We start from the raw sequence: 17461 nt of genomic DNA on the forward strand, positions 1-17461 counted from the left end.
CATTTATGTTTTTTAAATTCTGTTTACTTCAATTAATAAATCACCAGATTCGATTGTATCACCGTCAGAAACATAAATGCTACTAACTTCTCCATCGAATGGCGCTTGAATGGTTGTTTCCATTTTCATTGCTTCTGTGATTAATAATGGATCACCTTTTTTCACAGAATCGCCTTTTTTCACAACAACTTGGATAACGGAACCTGTCATTGTAGCTCCAACATGTTCAGGGTTTGTTGTATCAATTTTACGGCGGGCAATAACTGTTGATTGAACATTCATATCTTGGATGTTGATTTCACGTGGTTGACCATTTAGTTCGAAATAAATGACACGTGTTCCATCCGCAATTGGTTCACCGATAGAATTAAGCTTGATAAGAAGGATTTTTCCTTTTTCAAGTTCTACTTCAATCGTTTCACCTAAGCGCATACCTTTGTAAAATGTTGGTGTATCAAGGACTGTTACATCACCATATTTACTTATCATCTCTTGATAATCTAGGAATACTTTTGGATATAAAATATAGGAAATAACATCTTTTTCAGATGGTTCATAGCCCATTTTTTCTTTAAGTTCCACTTTGACTTCTGCAAAGTTAACTGGTTCCATTAAAGCTCCGGGACGATCCGCAAGAGGTGTGCGTCCTTTGAGTACTAGTTTTTGAAGTTTTTCTGGGAAGCCGCCATATGGTTGACCAATTTCTCCCATAAAGAATTCGATAACGGAATCTGGGAAATCAATAGTATCGCCTTTTTCGTAGACATCTTCTTCTGAAAGTTCGTTTTGAACCATAAATAGTGCTAAGTCTCCAACAACTTTAGAAGATGGTGTCACTTTAACGATGTCTCCAAACATTTGGTTTACAACAGTATACATTTCTTTTACTTCATCCCAACGATCGCCAAGTCCGACAGCAATTGCTTGTTGTTGAAGGTTAGTATATTGACCACCTGGCATTTCATGAATATATACTTCTGTTTGAGGCGAATTAAGTGCGTTGTCAAAGTCTTTATAATAATGACGAACATCTTCCCAGTAATGATTAAGAATTTGGGAGTTTTGTGCATCTAGGTTAGTTTGGCGATTACCATTAACTAATCCATAATAAAGACCTGTCATACTTGGTTGGCTTGTCGCCCCACTCATCGCACTTGATGCTACATCAACAATGTCGACTCCTGCACTGACTGCCGCTGCATACGTATAAATACCATTACCGCTTGTGTCATGCGTATGAAGATGGATTGGCACATCTACTGTATCTTTTAGTTCACTAATTAAACGATAAGCCGCTTGTGGTTTTAAAAGCCCAGCCATATCTTTAATTCCTAAAATATGCGTACCTTGAGCAACTAGCTCTTTCGCCATATCTTTATAGTAATCAATTGTATATTTCGTTCTTGAGTCATCATCAATATCTCCTGTATAGCAGATTGTAGCCTCTACGACTTTCCCTGCTTCACGAACAGCATCAATTGACACTTCCATACCTTTAATCCAGTTTAAGCTATCAAACACCCTGAATACATCCACACCAGATTGCGCTGACTGCTTAACGAATTCGCGAATAACATTGTCTGGATAGTTTTTATATCCAACAGCATTAGCTCCGCGAAGTAGCATTTGGAACATCACATTTGGAATTTGTTTTCTAAGTGTTTCCAAGCGCACCCAAGGATCTTCATTTAAGAAGCGATATGCTACATCAAAAGTTGCCCCACCCCACATTTCAAATGAGAACATATTCGGTAATAAGTGAGCCATCGCATCTGCTATTTGGAAAATATCTTTTGATCGAACACGTGTCGCAAGTAAAGATTGGTGTGCATCCCGAAGTGTAGTGTCTGTTAAAAGTACCTCTTCTTGTTTTTTCACCCAGTCTACAACGCCTTCAGGACCTTTTGCATCCAGAATTTGTTTCGTTCCTGGTGCAATTTGTGAGCCATAAGGAATTTTAGGTAAACGCGGCTCTGTGTACACAGGTTTGTCACGATGCTTAATTCCTGGGAAGCCATTTACCGTTACATTACCAATATAGCGTAATGTTTTCGTACCACGGTCGCGAATATGTGGAAATTTAAATAGTTCAGGCGTCGTATCAATAAAGCTTGTATTATAATTACCACTTGCAAAATCCGGATGACGAACAACATTTAATAAGAAAGGAATATTTGTTTTCACACCGCGGATACGGAATTCAATCAAGTTGCGGCGCATTTTGCGGGTAGCTTGCTCAAAAGTCATGCCCCAAGTACATAGTTTTACAAGTAAAGAATCATAAAACGGTGTTACAACTGTTCCTTGGAAACCATTACCGGCATCCAAACGAACACCAAATCCACCCGTAGAACGATATGTGTCTACTCGGCCCGTATCTGGCATAAAATTATTAAGCGGATCTTCTGTTGTGATACGGCTTTGAATTGCAGAGCCGTGAATATGGATGTCTTCTTGTTTAGGAATAGCCACTAGTTGATCATGAAGCGCATATCCGTCTGCAATGAATAATTGCGATTGAACTATATCAATCCCAGTAATCATTTCCGTAATTGTATGCTCTACTTGTACACGAGGATTTACTTCAATAAAGTAAAAATTATCGCCTTCAACTAGAAATTCTACTGTTCCTGCATTGATATAATCAACATTCTTCATTAATTTAACTGCTGCGTCACAAATACGATTACGAAGTTCAGAAGTAATCGCATTACACGGAGCAACTTCTACTACTTTTTGATGACGACGTTGAATGGAACAATCACGTTCAAATAAGTGAACGATATTACCGTGAGTGTCACCAAGGATTTGTACTTCAATATGTTTTGGATTCATCACACATTTTTCTACGTATACTTCATCGTTTCCGAAAGCGGCTTTTGCTTCAGAAGACGCACGCTCAAAACTTTCTTTCACATGTTCTTTCGATTCAACGACACGCATGCCACGACCGCCGCCTCCAAGAGAAGCTTTAATCATTAATGGATAGCCGTTCTTTTCACCGAACTCTTCTACTTCTTTAATGCCAGCTACTGGGCCATCACTGCCTGGAATTACTGGAATATCAGCTAATAGAGCTTGTTCTTTTGCTTTTATTTTATCGCCAAACATATCTAGGTGTTTTGATTTAGGACCAACGAAAATAATGCCTTCTTGCTCACAACGACGAGCAAATTCAATGTTTTCGGACAAGAAACCATATCCCGGATGAATCGCGTCTGCACCAGATTCTTTAGCAATTTCAATGATGTTTTCGATATCTAGATACGCATCAATAGGCTTTTTCCCTGCTCCAACCAGATAGGCTTCATCTGATTTATACCGGTGAAAACTTCCGGTATCTTCTTGTGAATAAATAGCCACTGTTTTGATTTTGAGTTCAGTACATGCACGCATAACGCGGATAGCAATTTCTCCACGGTTTGCTACTAATACTTTTTTAATTCGATTCATTTTTTTCCTCCTAACCAACACTGATCTGTTCTATACTTGATACGTTGCCTAAATGGACAAAATGATTATGTACACTTTTAAGCTCTCCCTTTTTTAGGCTGTAAAACGGTATATAACTTCAATTATAGTATTAAATACCATCAGATGTAAATTATTTTCTTTCTAAATATTTAAAACAATATCGAAAACACGAATAAACTGGCTATAAAACGCCAATAACATGCGGTAAAACTAAAAAAGAAAAAGCCAATTAAATGACTTTTTCAATCAAGATTTATCGGCTTTTTTGCATCTCTTTTTTTGAACCATCTGCACTATACAAACGGTGGTATTTATTAAACATCGAAATATTAGCCACAATTCCTAGCATCATAGAAAGTACCATCAATGAAGAACCACCGTAACTAATAAATGGAAGTGTTACCCCAGTAAGAGGGATAAGTCCGCTTGCCCCGCCTAAATTAATAAATGCTTGAATTGCAATCAAACTCGCAATCCCATAGCACATCAAGGAAGCAAAAGGATCTTTCGCCCTAAGTCCGGTACTAATCGTTTTAAAAATGAGAAAGAATAGCGCTAAAATGATAAACATAACGCCAAAAACGCCTAGCTCTTCTGCAACAACCGCTATAATAAAATCGGTATGTGCTTCTGGTAAATACCCTAGTTTTTGAACACTTTCTCCAAGCCCTTGCCCTGAAACTCCACCAGAACCGATAGCGTAAAATGAATTAATTAATTGATGTCCTTCTTTATCCGCATATTCAAACGGATTCATAAAAGTAGTGATACGTGCTACTTTAGTTGGTGAAACGATATCATTTCTAATTTCTTTGGGTAGTGCAAATAAAATGAGTGTAAGAAGAACAATGACACCCATGCCAATTCCGATTAATTTCATAATCGTTCGAAGACGCATACCAGAAGTAATAATTATGCAACAACCTACTAAGAAAATAATAAATGCAGTTCCAGTATCTGGTTGAATAGCAATTAAAAAGCAGACAAATGCTAGAAAGAAAATGGGGGGTAATACACCACGATTAAAATCATCTATATAGCTTTGTTTCTTTGCGTAAATTGCTGACATATAAATAATTACTGCTAGTTTTGCAAATTCACCAGGTTGAAGTGAACGAGGACCTACAACAAACCAACTATTTGCGTTATTGACAGTTTTACCTACGAGAAAAATTAATAATAGGACGCCAATTGTACCAAATACAATTAACATTAACACCTTATTATTTTGATAAAACTTAAAAGGTACTAAGGCAAATAGCAGGAAAAAAATAAAACTAATAATAAAGTTTTTTACTTGTCGTGCATAAAAATAATCTGCAGGTAAATCTTTACCAATTGCAAGAGACCAACTAGCGCTATAAATCATAATAATTCCAAATAAACATAGAACTACAAATGCAACTATAAATGTATAATCATAAGATTTTAAAATTCGTTTTAACATTAGCATCGTCCAATCCCTGAGAAGTTAATATCCCATCTTGTTTTCTATTCTTTCTATTATAAAGGAAAAGACTAGAAAATGAAAAGGGGAATCACCTCCATCTTTTGGCTCATTTTTTCTAGAAATAAAAAAGATGCCTGAAAAAATCAGTCATCTTTTCAATGAATAGATTATTTTTTGCTCATTGATAATTCGTGCAAAGTGGATAATTCTTTCTCCAGAGTGGAAATCAAGTTCTTTCCTTCCTCTGGCTCAATTAAACCTAGTCGGGTTGCAAAGTTAATTTCCCGTGATAAACCATACATTTGCGTGTCAAGTACTTCTTCGTATGCTGGACATTGTGGTAATGTTAGATTATCCATTTGGACTTTAATCAATTGTAAGATTCGTTTTGCATCTTGTTTCAGAAGCTCCACAGCCTCTTCTCTGTGATCTTTCTTTTTGTTTGCCATCACAGAACCCCCTATTCATACGCTAAAGAGCGCTTTATTTTCAGCTTAAGGCAAATTTCCTTAAGAAAATTTTATACTAGATAATAACAGTATAGCATAATTTGAAAGCCACGCAAGCACGAATAAAGTAAATTTTTTTGAAAAATTAGCTTTTATTCACCTTTTTAGATAATAATGCTATAATACTTGTGTGAGGTGAAGATAAATTGAATGCAAAATGTATCTTATGCGAACGTGTAGACGAACTAGACAATCGTGAATTTAAAACAAAACAATTGCGTAATAAACCTATTAAAATGTATTTGTGCCCTGAATGTGAACATCGCGTAGCTGTTAATACTATTAGTCGTGTTAATTCTGGTCATTTTAATTTTCATAAACCAATTGTAATGTCGAATAGTGAGTTAAAGAATTTAATTGAAAGTACTGATAAATAAAAAACTAATAGCTTTAGCCCTTCTTGGAACTAAACAAAATACACCTCTATTTTTAGAGGTGTATTTTTCAATTTTGCTGAAATCAACATATAATAAGCAAGCTTTTTATAATTTATATATTATTTACTAATAGGAAATTTTAATGACATGTTCCCTTTAGTTGTTACTTTAATAGCTGGCGAATTAAAATCATTTGGATTGTTAGCAATTAATGTTGTATCCTGTTTTAATTTTTCATAATCTTCCTCATTTAACATGTATGTTATATAGCCTTCTTGTTTTGTCATTCCAGAAAATGCTTCTCTAGTATGGTTTAATTGCTTATCTATTGGTATAAAATTCTCTAGACTACCACCTTTTGAAATACCTGTTGCATTTAACGAAATATGATCCGCTTTATAATTTATAGTGGAATTAGTTGTATTTTGTATGATGATGTCTAACGTAATCACATATCCATCGCGTCTACCTAAATAAGATTCTGGTGAATAAGCATCAATTTGTTTATCAGATCCAGTAACACTCTCTACTTTATACTTGCTAATAGTTATATTAAGCGGTCCAAAAAAGAGCATTTTAGGACTTGTATTGGTATAAACTGTTGTTACATTACCGCCAGTAATTGGAAGAGTAGCTGATTTATTAAATGTAGCTAAAGAGATAGAGCTTTCTGCTGGTACTGCTTTTGTTTCTGTACTTTTTTCTGATTTTTGTGTTGCTTCTTCTTTTTTAGGCTGTTCATTCTTAATAGATGCCTTATTCTTTTCAGGTGTCCCTTCTGTTTGTTCTTGTGCTTTTTCAGCACTTTTATCCGCTGCTTCTTTACGCTTAGGTTCTTTTGATTTATTTTTTTCTACTTCTGTATTTTTGGATGTTTCTTTTTGTGCTTCTTTATCAGGGTTATCATTATCTCCGCTTCCACAAGCCGTTAACAAACTTATTCCAAAAATAAGAAAAACAAGACTTAGCTTTTTCACCTGAATCACTCCTAACAACTCATTATTTTATTCCTACTACTATTATCTATTACTTTTGGCGGTCTTGTCTAGGATAAACGACTTAATTTTATATCGTTTTGTTTACAGTTTATTATATAGACTATACTTTTGTAATAAAATCAGATATTCTTTAATGTATAATTAAATTTTAGAAGGGATTTTTGTATTGAATATTAAAAGAACATGTATCACTATTATTTTAGGTTTGACACTTTTGACAACTTTTTCACTACCTACAACCGCATCAGCTGAGGATTCTACTACCAACGCTCCTATAGATGCTGAAACAATTCTAAATGATGATACAAATGAATCCATTTATACTCCAAAAGAACAGAGTGAAGCAGATAAAGAAGAGGCAAAAACAAAACCATCTGAAGAAGTGAATTCAGGAGGAGAAGCTAAAACAAGTGCTCGTCTTTTTTCTAGTGTACAAGCCCTTTCTTCTGCTAATCAATATATTATTAATCAAAAGTATACTAATCCAGTAATTGAGCAGCAGATAAAGAACTTTGACAGATTTGTTTATAAAGATGGTTATGGCAAGCCGAGAGGATTTGTAGTACACGAAACTGCAAATGATAATTCGACAATCACTGGTGAAATTAATTATATGACCAACAATTGGCGCAATGCATTTGTTCATACATTTGTCGATAGCAGTCGTATCATACAAATCCATCCCACCGAATATGCTGTTTGGGGAGCGGGCGCAAAAGCTAATCCTTATTTTATTCAATCAGAGTTAGTTCGTGAAAAAACAAAAGAAAAATTTTATAAATCAGTAAACAATGATGCATATTATGTGGCTTATAATTTAAAACAATACGGTTTGAAACCTGTAAATGCCCACAATACTGGCATTGGAACTGTTTGGTCCCACGATGCTGTAAGCCGCTATTTGGGTGGAACAGATCATGGTGATCCAGTTTCTTATTTTGCCAAATGGGGATATAGTTTTAATGAATTTTTTGACTTAGTTAATTACAAATACAATGAACTTACTGTTCCAGCTTTAAAAACGTATTATGCAAAATCTGCTATTAGTCTTCGAACAACTGCAGATTGGGGAAGTAGTATATTAATTAACATCCCTGAAGGTGAAAAAGTAACTATTGATGAAAATTCCGTTACTCAAGATGGATTTTATAAAGTTAATTATGGTGGCAAAACAGGTTGGATGAAACTAGGATATTTTTCAAAAGATCCTGTACTTCAAACTTATTATTCCGCTTCTCAAATAAACTTAAGAAGTTCACCATCATGGAATAGTTCAATTAAAGGAACACTTCCAACAAATGCAAAAGTTATCATTAACACTTCTACAAACACAGATGGTTTTTATAAAGTTAATTACAATGGAATGATTGGCTGGATGAAATTATCTTACTTTGCAAGTAAACCTACATTAGAAGATGTTTACGCAAAATCAGCCATTAATTTAAGAACAGAAGCTAGCTGGGACAGCCCTATCGCTTTCACTATTAATGAAGGCGATAAAGGTACTCTAAATAATACAACTGGTAAAAATGGCTTTTATCAAGTTACAGTAAACGGAAAAGTTGGTTGGATGAAACGAGAGTATTTCGCTAGTCAACCTGTACTTGAAACACTTTATGCTGCTTCTGAACTTAATTTACGTTCAAAACCAGATTGGGACAGTTCAGTTTCTGCAACGCTTCCTGTAAATACCCAAGTTAAACTTAATAACACAACATTAACTAACGGATTCTACCAAGTCACTGCAAATGGAAAAGTTGGCTGGATGAAACGAAACTATTTCTCTACTACTTCTGTTTTAGAAACACTTTATGCAGCAGACGCAATAAACTTACGTCAAAGTCCTTCTTGGGATAGTGCCGTTGTTGTGAATATACCTAAAGGAGCAAAAGTGTTCCTAAATAATACGACTCTTACGAATGATTTCTATCAAATCACGTATAATGGTAAAACGGGTTGGATGAAACGCGGGTATTTTGTAAAATAAGTATTAAATAAAAAGTAGCTATAACCAACTAATTGGTTATAGCTATTTTTTATTATATTTATTCATAAAAAAACTGGTTGATAATTTAATATTATCAACCAGACATTAAAAAATTATTCAGCAGTTTTTGAACGTTTTGCTGCTTTTTCACGTTCGTTTTTGTTTAGAATTTTTTTACGTAAACGGATGGATTCTGGTGTTACTTCACAATATTCATCTTCGTTTAGGAATTCTAATGATTCTTCTAGTGATAAGTGACGAGGTTTTTTAATTACGTTTGTTTGGTCTTTGTTAGCAGAACGAATGTTAGTCATTTGTTTTGCTTTTACAATGTTTACAGCGATATCGCCTTCACGGTTGTTTTCTCCAACAATCATACCTTCGTAAATATCAGTACCTGGCTCTACAAAAATAGTACCACGGTCTTCTACTTGCATTGTTCCGTAAGTAGTAGATTTACCAGTTTCCATGGATACAAGAACACCACGGCTACGTCCACCAACGCGACCTTTTTGGATTGGTTGGTAGCTATCGAAGGTATGGTTGATAATACCATAACCACGAGTCATGGAAAGGAAATCCGTTGTATAACCGATTAATCCACGAGCTGGAACCATGAATTGTAAACGAACTTGACCGTTGCCGTCGTTAATCATGTTTTTCATTTCGCCTTTACGTTGGCTGATAGATTCAATTACAGAACCCATGAATTCTTCTGGAGTATCAATTTGAACGTCTTCTACTGGTTCACATTTCACGCCATCAATTTCACGGATGATTACTTCTGGTTTAGAAACTTGTAATTCATAACCTTCGCGGCGCATTGTTTCAATCAGAATGGATAAATGAAGCTCACCACGGCCTGAAACTACCCAAGCGTCTGGGGAAGCTGTTGGTTCAACGCGTAAAGATACATCCGTTTGAAGTTCTGCAAGTAAGCGTTCTTCAATTTTACGGCTTGTCACATGTTTACCTTCACGACCCGCGAAAGGACTATTATTTGTTACAAAAGTCATTTGCAAAGTTGGTTCGTCGATACGTAATAATGGAAGTGCTTCTTGGTGGTCGAATGGTGTTACTGTTTCACCAACGAAGATGTCTTCCATTCCTGCAAGTGCTACTAAATCACCCGCTTTTGCTTCTTTAATTTCGTCACGTTTTAGTCCGAAGAAACCGAACATTTTCGTTACACGGAATTGTTTTACTGTGCCATCAAGTTTAATTAAAGCAACTGTTTGTCCTACGTGCATTGTTCCGCGGAATACACGGCCAATACCAATACGGCCTACATAGTCGTTGTAATCAAGTAATGATACTTGGAATTGTAAAGGTTCGTCGCTATTATCAACTGGAGCAGGAATATGTTCGATAATAGTGTCTAAAAGTGGTTTCATTGTTTCTTTTTGTTCTGCTGGATCGGAATCATAACTTGAAGTTCCGTTGATGGCAGAAGCATAAACAACTGGGAATTCTAATTGATCGTCATTCGCACCTAGTTCGATGAAAAGTTCTAATACTTCATCAACAACTTCTTCTGGACGAGCAAAGTCACGGTCAATTTTGTTTACTACAACAATCGGTGTAAGGTCTTGTTCTAGTGCTTTTTTTAGTACAAAACGTGTTTGAGGCATAGTACCTTCATACGCGTCCACTACTAAAAGAACACCGTCAACCATTTTCATGATACGTTCTACTTCTCCACCGAAATCGGCGTGTCCAGGTGTATCCATGATGTTTACGCGTGTATCTTCATACTTAATTGCTGTATTTTTCGCTAAAATTGTAATACCGCGTTCTCTTTCTAAATCATTGTTGTCCATTGCACGTTCAGCAACTGTTTCATTGTCGCGGAAAGTACCTGATTGGCGTAGTAATTGGTCTACTAGAGTCGTTTTACCATGGTCAACGTGGGCTATAATTGCTACATTACGAATATCATTTCTTAAATTCAATCTTGTTTCCTCCTAAATTAAAAATCCAAACATTTATCGTGAAGATTAGCCAAAAGAAAGAGGAAAATAGATTTATTTTCCTCCGTCGCTATCGTCTCGTTTAAATCAACTTACCTATTATAGCATAGCTAAGCGGATTTGGCACGATTTTTATTTTCTGAAAACGCATTTTTTTATGTTGAGCGCTTTCTTTAAGGCAGGTAGTTATCTAATAAGGTTTGATGAATTTTCGGTGCTGCTACAATGGAACTTCCTTTTTCTAACATATTGATTTTTGTTCCATCAATTCGGGTAACAATTCCCCCTAATTCTTCCACAATAATTTTCCCAGCAGCTATATCCCACGGCGCTAAATTAGCAGAAAGGTATGCCCCTGCTCGTCCGGTTGCAACATCCATATATTCAAGTGATGCTGCACCGTGAAGTCTTAACCCTCTTGAAACTTTCACTGCTTCCCACATATTCGGGAATTTTCTGGTAACACTTAAGTTAGCTATTAGTAAGGCATCTGCTAAATCCATTGTTTTATTTATTTTAGGAATCGGTTTGCCATTGACTGTCGCACCTTTTCCTTTTTCAGCGAAGTATAGTTCATCACGCTCCACATCATAAATATAAGCTAATTGCCCAATGCCATCTTGATAAATCGCAAGGGAAATGGCAAAATCTCGTTGTTGCTCCACAAAATTAAGCGTCCCGTCTATCGGATCAAGAATCCAAACTATACCATTTAAATCAGTGACATCATCCGACATGCCCTCTTCTCCAAATAAGCGATGATTTGGGAAATGTGCTTTAATTTGTTTCGCAAAAAAAGCTTCTGTTTCTTTATCCATATTGGTTACTAAATCATTTCGGCCGCTTTTTACATCAATATCTAATGTTTCTTTAAAAGACTGCTTAATTTTTGCTGCTGCTTCCATAATCCATAACTTTGCTAAATAATCTATTTTTTCACTGTCCATGCTAACACCTCTTTTAGACTCGTTTTGTTTATTTTATCACAAAAATGAATTATCTGAATAGAACAAGATTCTTTCACTTAGAACTTAACTTCCGTATAATGAAACTATATGCAAAATTAGGAGGAAAACAGATGACTTTTAAAGGCTTTAGTAAGAAAGATTTTAAAACAATGCAAATCCCTGGTCTTGACGCACGTATGACGGGAATACAAAATGATATTCAGCCGAAATTTAAAGCTATTGGAGAAGAATTAACTACTTATTTAAGTGCCAAACTTGGCGATGAAATGTTTTTACATATTGCTCGTCACCAAAGACGTTCGGTTAACCCACCTGAAAGCACATGGCTTGCGATTTGCCACGATAAACGCGGTTATAAAAAACATCCTCATTTTCAAGTAGGTCTATTTGATAATTATTTATTCATCTGGCTCGCTTTTATTTATGAAAATGAAGAAAGTGCAAAAATCGCCAATCGCTTTTTGAGAGAAAAGAAACTACTTGCGGAGTTACCTGATACATTTGCGATTTCGCCAGATCACACGGAAGAGAAAACATACCCGGTGCATGGTGGTCAACTTGATGCAACGCTTAAACGATTCCGTGATGTTAAAAAAGGAGAATTTTTGATAGGAAAAATTTATCTACCAGATGATAGCCATTTATCCCCTGGAAAAGACTTCATCAAAGAGGCAGAAATGGTACTTGATGAGCTTATTCCGCTTTATAAGGCTGCTCTTCAATAAAAGATGTACAAATGACTATAATCTAGGTATAATGGTAGAGTTGTGAATTACTATGGTTTGAAGGAGTTGAGGAACGTGAAAAAGGAGCAGCAAACAGCAAGTGACCCTGGTCCACATCGAAGTATTCATACAGGTGATTTTTCACGGGAACGATACTCTAGCCGCGTGAAATTTACCTGTTAAAAAAGGAGGTAAAAAGCATGCATCAAATTTTCAAATCAGATGAAAACGGCAAGTTAATTGAATTAGAAGAAGTAACACGCAATTGTTGGATTAATATCGTTGCCCCTACTTCTGAAGAAATTAATAAAATCGCCGATAACTATGAAATTCCACTTGAGTTCTTAGAAGACCCACTAGATAAAGATGAAAGTGCCCGGATTGAACGCGATGACGACTCGGATTCTGTTTTAATCGTGTGTGACTTTCCGGTAGTCGATGAAGATGATATTCATTACGCTTCATTTGAAACTATTCCGATGGGGATTATTATTACAAAAGACTACTTTATTACGATTTGTACGATTGATTCTTCTATTGTACAATCCTTTATTAGAAACCGTATTAAAGGCTTTTATACGCACATGAAAACACGGTTTGCCTTACAAATTTTATATATGATTTCTACTACTTTCTTGCGTCACTTAAAACGCTTGAATCGTCAAACAGATGAAATCGAAAAAGAGCTACATGAATCCATGAAAAATAAACAGCTTTATGATTTAATGGGAATTGAAAAAAGTTTAGTTTACTTTGTCACTGCCCTTAAATCGAATAAAGTCGTACTTGATAAAATGATGCGCCAAAATATCGTTAAAATGTACGAGGAAGATCAAGATTTACTAGAAGACGTTATTATTGAAAATCGTCAAGGAATCGAAATGGCGGAAGTTCATTCGAATATTTTAAGCGGAATGATGGATGCTTATGCTTCGATTATCTCCAACAATATGAATATCGTGATGAAATTCCTAACTTCATTTACTATCATTTTGACGATTCCAACGATGGTTTTTAGTTTTTATGGAATGAACGTAAAATTACCGTTTATGGAAACACCTTTAGCTTGGATATTAACGCTTGGTTTTGCTTTTGGAATTGCCGGAGCGCTTGCGATTGTATTCTGGCGGAGGAAATTCTTTTAAAATAAAAAACGAATGTATTGTCTAAATTTATAGGCAATACATTCGTTTTTTTTATTTAGCTAATTCGCCATCAAGTAAGTCACGTAATTCTTCCGGACTAATATGCTCATCAAAAATATGTTCACCCACAATAACAGTCGGTACAAAAACGACATTTGCAGCGTTTGCTTCAGTGACGATTTTTTCTGATGCAGCTTTATTGTCTTGCTCTGTTAAGCCTAATTTGGATTCCATATAAGTAGCTACTTCATCAAGAGAAAGGCTACCCCATTCATCTTGCGTGCTATAGATTTTATTGATTGTTTCACGTGTTTTTTCTGGTTTAGAATAATCCAAGTAACGATGCGTCACATTTCCACGTTGTAAAGATTCTTTTTCTTTATCAAATGGTTTAATAATTAATTCGATTTTTCCTGCTTGAATATATTCCGTTAGAACGTCTTTAGATTTTTCATTCCACTCACGACAAAATGGGCAACGTAAGTTAATGAATGACATTACTTTAACCGGAGCTCCCTTTTCACCTACGTGTATTCCTGTTTCTGGTGTTACTACTTCTGCTTTAATTTGACTAATATCCATGAAAAAATTTCCTCCTCTTATTTATGGTTGCATTTTTATTTTGCTTGTTGTTGCGTTTTTTACGAGTTGCATGACTTTATAGGCTGAATATCCACTTGCTTTTTCAAAGTCTATACCTATACGTTTTTCTTCACCCTTTGCAGGTACTACTTGTTTAAATGCCCGGTATTTTTCTTTGAGCTCAAGTGTATCAATGCCTTTTTCATATGCTCGTTCGATAGCTTCTAAAAATTGTACAACAATCGTCATTTCTTCGGTTGTCCAGTCTGGATTTAGTGGATAACTATATTCCATTAACTAATCCCTCCCTTATTATGCAATAGTCCTAATTTCTTGGTGGTTTTTGTTGTAATTCGCTTTAATTCTTTCTGTTCGTCATCGGATAAATTTAACGCAAGTAATTCTCTGACTCCCTCAGCGCCCACAACAGCTGGTATGCTAACGAAAACCGGACTTTCTAAGCCATATGCTTCCTTCACTTCCGCACCTACTGTAAGCACCCTTGCTTCATCTCGTAAAATGACTTCTGTTAATTCAGCGAGCACAGTTACAGTACTAAAGCTGAAAGTACAGCCATCTTTAGTTTCAACAGGAAAATCAGGAATTTTTGTAATCATGTTTGTTAAATTTTGTAAATCATCAGATGTGATTCTTTTTTGTTCTTCGGCTAAATAACTTAAAATCGGTTTGCCACCAAGGAAGGCTCGACTCCAAACTGGAATGACATCCTGACCACTTTCTCCAATAATATATCCATGCACATTTTTAGGACTGATTTTAAATAACTTAGCAATTTCCACTTGAAAATAAGAAGTTGCTAGCATGGTGCCAAGTGTGATAATTTGATTTGCCGGCAAGCCAGAAAAATGTTTAATTAATGAGGCCACAATATTGCTTTCGGCAGTCGCCACTAACACTATTCCTTGGAATCCAGTCGCCATCATCTTTTTCACTTTTTCTTTGATTAATGCTAAATTATCTTCATTTGAGAAAGACTCATTTGACATTTCTTCTTGAAAAAAGACAACTATATCAGCGTTTCTGCACTCATTAAATGTTCCTGAGTGAATAGTTGCATCTGCGTGGTAATAACTTGCGTAGTCGAAATCTTGTTCGCTTGTTTTAGCTTGTTCATTTATTAAGTAAATCTCGACTGGTAGTTTTTTTAAAAGAACTGTATGAATGTAGAGATTTTGTAGATTACTTCTGCCGATAACGACAATCTTTTTCTTCTTGGATGGCATATGTGTCTCCTCCTCATCAAGTCTCTTATTATTATTTTAGCATGCTTAGGAGGCAAAAATAAAATAACTTGACCGCATAAATAAAAAGCATCGCTATTTGCTTTGCTTTTTACAAAATAATCTTATTTCAAGTCATTTCACGTCGTTTCACTTTTAAATAATGCGTTGCAAAACAGAAGAAGATTGGTAGTACATAACTAACGATAATAAGAATAATTACTTCTAAAATCCCTTTACCGATATAGCCACCAGTCATTTTAATAAAGCCTGTGATTGGGGTTTCGAGAATTTGAATAACGGAACGCCATCCACCCGTATCATGCATATGATGAATAAACCCTACGATAAAGGCCGCAATCGTTAATAAAAAACAAATTCCTGCTACTACATACGCAAACCAAAATAGAGCTTTCTTCCAAGTTGCTGTTTGTTTCTCCATTTTTTCACCTGATTCAATTAGATTTGACTTGTTACATTCACTTGTTACATTATACTCCTTTTTTTCTAAAACGGATACTTTAAATATTTCAAAAAATGAACTAAAAGAGTTTTTGTGAAATCGCGCACTTATTTATATAGATAAAAAGCGGAAATACCCATAAAGGATACCTCCGCTTTAAGTTGATTACATGTGAATTGGACGACCTAAAGCAAGTTCCGCTGCTTCCATTGTAAGCTCTCCAAGGGATGGGTGAGCATGGATAGTAAGCGCGATGTCTTCAGCTGTAATACCTGATTCGATTGCTAAGCCGATTTCTGAAATAATATCAGAAGCGTTCATTCCGGCAACTTGTGCACCGATAACTAGGCCATCTTCTTTACGAGTAACTAGACGAACAAATCCTTCAGGTGCATCCAAAGAAAGCGCACGACCGTTACCGCCGAATGGGAATTTAGCAGCTTTTACATCAAAGCCTTTTTCTTTTGCTTCTTTTTCTGTTAAACCAACTGTTGCAAGTTCTGGGTCACTGAAAACAACAGCTGGAAGTGCTGTATAATCGTTTTCTGCTTTTTCGCCAGCAATTGCTTCAGCAGCGATTTTTGCTTCATAGCTAGCTTTGTGAGCTAGAGGAACACCAGGAACGATGTCACCAATTGCGAAAATGTTAGAAACGTTAGAGCGACCTTGTTTGTCGACTTCTACTAAACCGCGTTCTGTTACTTTAACGCCAGCTTGTTCTAAACCGATTTCGTCTGTATTAGGACGACGACCTACTGTTACTAAAACATAATCAGCTTCGATAGTTTTTGTTTCACCGTTAGCTTCATACGTTACTTTAACGCCGTTTTCAGTTTCTTCAGCAGATTTTGCAAGTGCTTTAGTAACCATTTCAACGTTTTTGCTTTTCAGATTACGTTTAACTAGGGAAACCATGTCTTTTTCGTATGTTGGTAAGATTTCTGGACCACCTTCAAGGATAGTTAGTTCTGTACCAAGGTTAGCGAATGCTCCACCTAATTCTGTTCCGATATAACCGCCGCCAATTACGACTAATTTTTTCGGAACTTCTGTTAGTGCAAGTGCACCAGTTGAGCTTAATACACGTTTTCCATATTTGAAACCTGGGATTTCGATTGGACGAGATCCTGTTGCAATGATGACATTGTTGAATGTATAAGTTTGAGCGGAGTCAGGATGGATCACACGCAGGGAATGATCATCCACGAAGAACGCTTCTCCTTCTAACATTTCTACTTTATTTTTCTTAAGGAGGCCTTTAACACCTGATGTAAGCTTGTTAACTACGCCGCCTTTCCATTCTTGTGCTTTTGTGAAATCTAAGTTCACGTTGTCCGCTGTAATACCCATGTTATCAGAGTGTCCAGCTTCTTTAAAACGGTGACCGATTGTGATAAGTGCTTTAGAAGGAATACATCCAACGTTTAAGCACACACCACCGTAATATTCTTTTTCAATAATAGTAACTTTTTGTCCGAGTTGTGCAGCTCGGATTGCGGCTACATACCCACCTGGGCCTGCACCGATGACTATGGTGTCTCTTTCTTCTGGAAAATCGCCTACTACCATTTT

15 protein-coding genes are annotated in these 17461 nt (G+C 35.9%); 4 read left to right on the forward strand and 11 right to left on the reverse strand.

Going from position 1 to position 17461, the window contains the following annotated elements; all coding sequences use genetic code 11:
• Positions 1-12: 12 nt before the first annotated feature.
• From HCB45_RS04490 to HCB45_RS04500, 3 genes are all read right to left on the reverse strand, one after another.
• The gene (locus HCB45_RS04490) at positions 13-3453 is read right to left on the reverse strand and encodes a pyruvate carboxylase (protein WP_185318462.1); all 3441 of its coding nucleotides are present in this window, start codon (positions 3451-3453) and stop codon (positions 13-15) included.
• A gap of 274 nt (positions 3454-3727) precedes the next feature.
• A complete protein-coding gene (locus HCB45_RS04495; RefSeq protein WP_185619011.1) occupies positions 3728-4921 on the reverse strand; it encodes an FtsW/RodA/SpoVE family cell cycle protein in 1194 nt (397 codons plus the stop codon).
• A 170-nt stretch (positions 4922-5091) separates the two neighbouring features.
• The gene (locus HCB45_RS04500; protein ID WP_185318460.1) at positions 5092-5373 is read right to left on the reverse strand and encodes an Fpa/YlaN family protein; all 282 of its coding nucleotides are present in this window, start codon (positions 5371-5373) and stop codon (positions 5092-5094) included.
• A gap of 206 nt (positions 5374-5579) precedes the next feature.
• Here HCB45_RS04500 and HCB45_RS04505 point away from each other — a divergent pair, with 206 nt between their 5' ends.
• Positions 5580-5810, forward strand: a complete 231-nt coding sequence (locus HCB45_RS04505; RefSeq protein ID WP_185318459.1) for a YlaI family protein — start codon at positions 5580-5582, stop codon at positions 5808-5810.
• Between the two features lie 119 nt (positions 5811-5929).
• Here HCB45_RS04505 and HCB45_RS04510 read toward each other — a convergent pair whose 3' ends face one another.
• The gene (locus HCB45_RS04510) at positions 5930-6787 is read right to left on the reverse strand and encodes a DUF5068 domain-containing protein (protein WP_185318458.1); all 858 of its coding nucleotides are present in this window, start codon (positions 6785-6787) and stop codon (positions 5930-5932) included.
• Between the two features lie 187 nt (positions 6788-6974).
• Here HCB45_RS04510 and HCB45_RS04515 point away from each other — a divergent pair, with 187 nt between their 5' ends.
• Complete coding sequence (locus HCB45_RS04515) at positions 6975-8795, forward strand: N-acetylmuramoyl-L-alanine amidase (RefSeq protein ID WP_185318457.1); 1821 nt, start codon at positions 6975-6977, stop codon at positions 8793-8795.
• A gap of 113 nt (positions 8796-8908) precedes the next feature.
• Here the strand turns inward: HCB45_RS04515 and typA are convergent, their stop codons facing one another.
• Both typA and HCB45_RS04525 read right to left on the reverse strand, forming a co-directional pair.
• On the reverse strand, positions 8909-10747 hold the full coding sequence (typA, locus tag HCB45_RS04520) for a translational GTPase TypA (protein ID WP_003730092.1): 1839 nt from the start codon (positions 10745-10747) through the stop codon (positions 8909-8911).
• A gap of 191 nt (positions 10748-10938) precedes the next feature.
• On the reverse strand, positions 10939-11712 hold the full coding sequence (locus HCB45_RS04525; RefSeq protein ID WP_185619013.1) for an inositol monophosphatase family protein: 774 nt from the start codon (positions 11710-11712) through the stop codon (positions 10939-10941).
• 131 nt (positions 11713-11843) lie between these two features.
• Here HCB45_RS04525 and HCB45_RS04530 point away from each other — a divergent pair, with 131 nt between their 5' ends.
• Together HCB45_RS04530 and HCB45_RS04535 are read left to right on the forward strand one after the other, a co-directional pair.
• A complete protein-coding gene (locus HCB45_RS04530) occupies positions 11844-12458 on the forward strand; it encodes a YktB family protein (RefSeq protein WP_185619015.1) in 615 nt (204 codons plus the stop codon).
• A 200-nt stretch (positions 12459-12658) separates the two neighbouring features.
• On the forward strand, positions 12659-13603 hold the full coding sequence (locus tag HCB45_RS04535) for a magnesium transporter CorA family protein (RefSeq protein WP_003736222.1): 945 nt from the start codon (positions 12659-12661) through the stop codon (positions 13601-13603).
• 51 nt (positions 13604-13654) lie between these two features.
• Here HCB45_RS04535 and HCB45_RS04540 read toward each other — a convergent pair whose 3' ends face one another.
• The 5 genes from HCB45_RS04540 to lpdA all read right to left on the reverse strand — a co-directional run bounded on the left by HCB45_RS04540 (position 13655) and on the right by lpdA (position 17458).
• Positions 13655-14185 carry a DsbA family protein gene (locus HCB45_RS04540; RefSeq protein ID WP_185318454.1) on the reverse strand — a complete coding sequence of 177 codons (531 nt, stop codon included), beginning with the start codon at positions 14183-14185 and terminating at the stop codon, positions 13655-13657.
• 21 nt (positions 14186-14206) lie between these two features.
• Positions 14207-14479: a UPF0223 family protein gene (locus HCB45_RS04545; protein WP_003722685.1), complete on the reverse strand. Its 273-nt coding sequence runs from the start codon at positions 14477-14479 to the stop codon at positions 14207-14209.
• Positions 14479-15429, reverse strand: a complete 951-nt coding sequence (locus HCB45_RS04550) for a Rossmann-fold NAD(P)-binding domain-containing protein (RefSeq protein WP_185318453.1) — start codon at positions 15427-15429, stop codon at positions 14479-14481. The genes HCB45_RS04545 and HCB45_RS04550 overlap by 1 nt, the downstream gene beginning before the upstream one ends.
• Positions 15430-15556: 127 nt before the next feature.
• Positions 15557-15868 carry a hypothetical protein gene (locus HCB45_RS04555; RefSeq protein ID WP_185318452.1) on the reverse strand — a complete coding sequence of 104 codons (312 nt, stop codon included), beginning with the start codon at positions 15866-15868 and terminating at the stop codon, positions 15557-15559.
• Between the two features lie 186 nt (positions 15869-16054).
• Positions 16055-17458 (reverse strand): dihydrolipoyl dehydrogenase, encoded by a 1404-nt coding sequence (gene lpdA, locus HCB45_RS04560; RefSeq protein ID WP_003727021.1) that lies wholly within the window; start codon positions 17456-17458, stop codon positions 16055-16057.
• Positions 17459-17461: the final 3 nt, after the last annotated feature.

The sequence above is a fragment of the Listeria farberi genome (genome assembly GCF_014229245.1).
Lineage (GTDB): Bacteria > Bacillota > Bacilli > Lactobacillales > Listeriaceae > Listeria > Listeria farberi.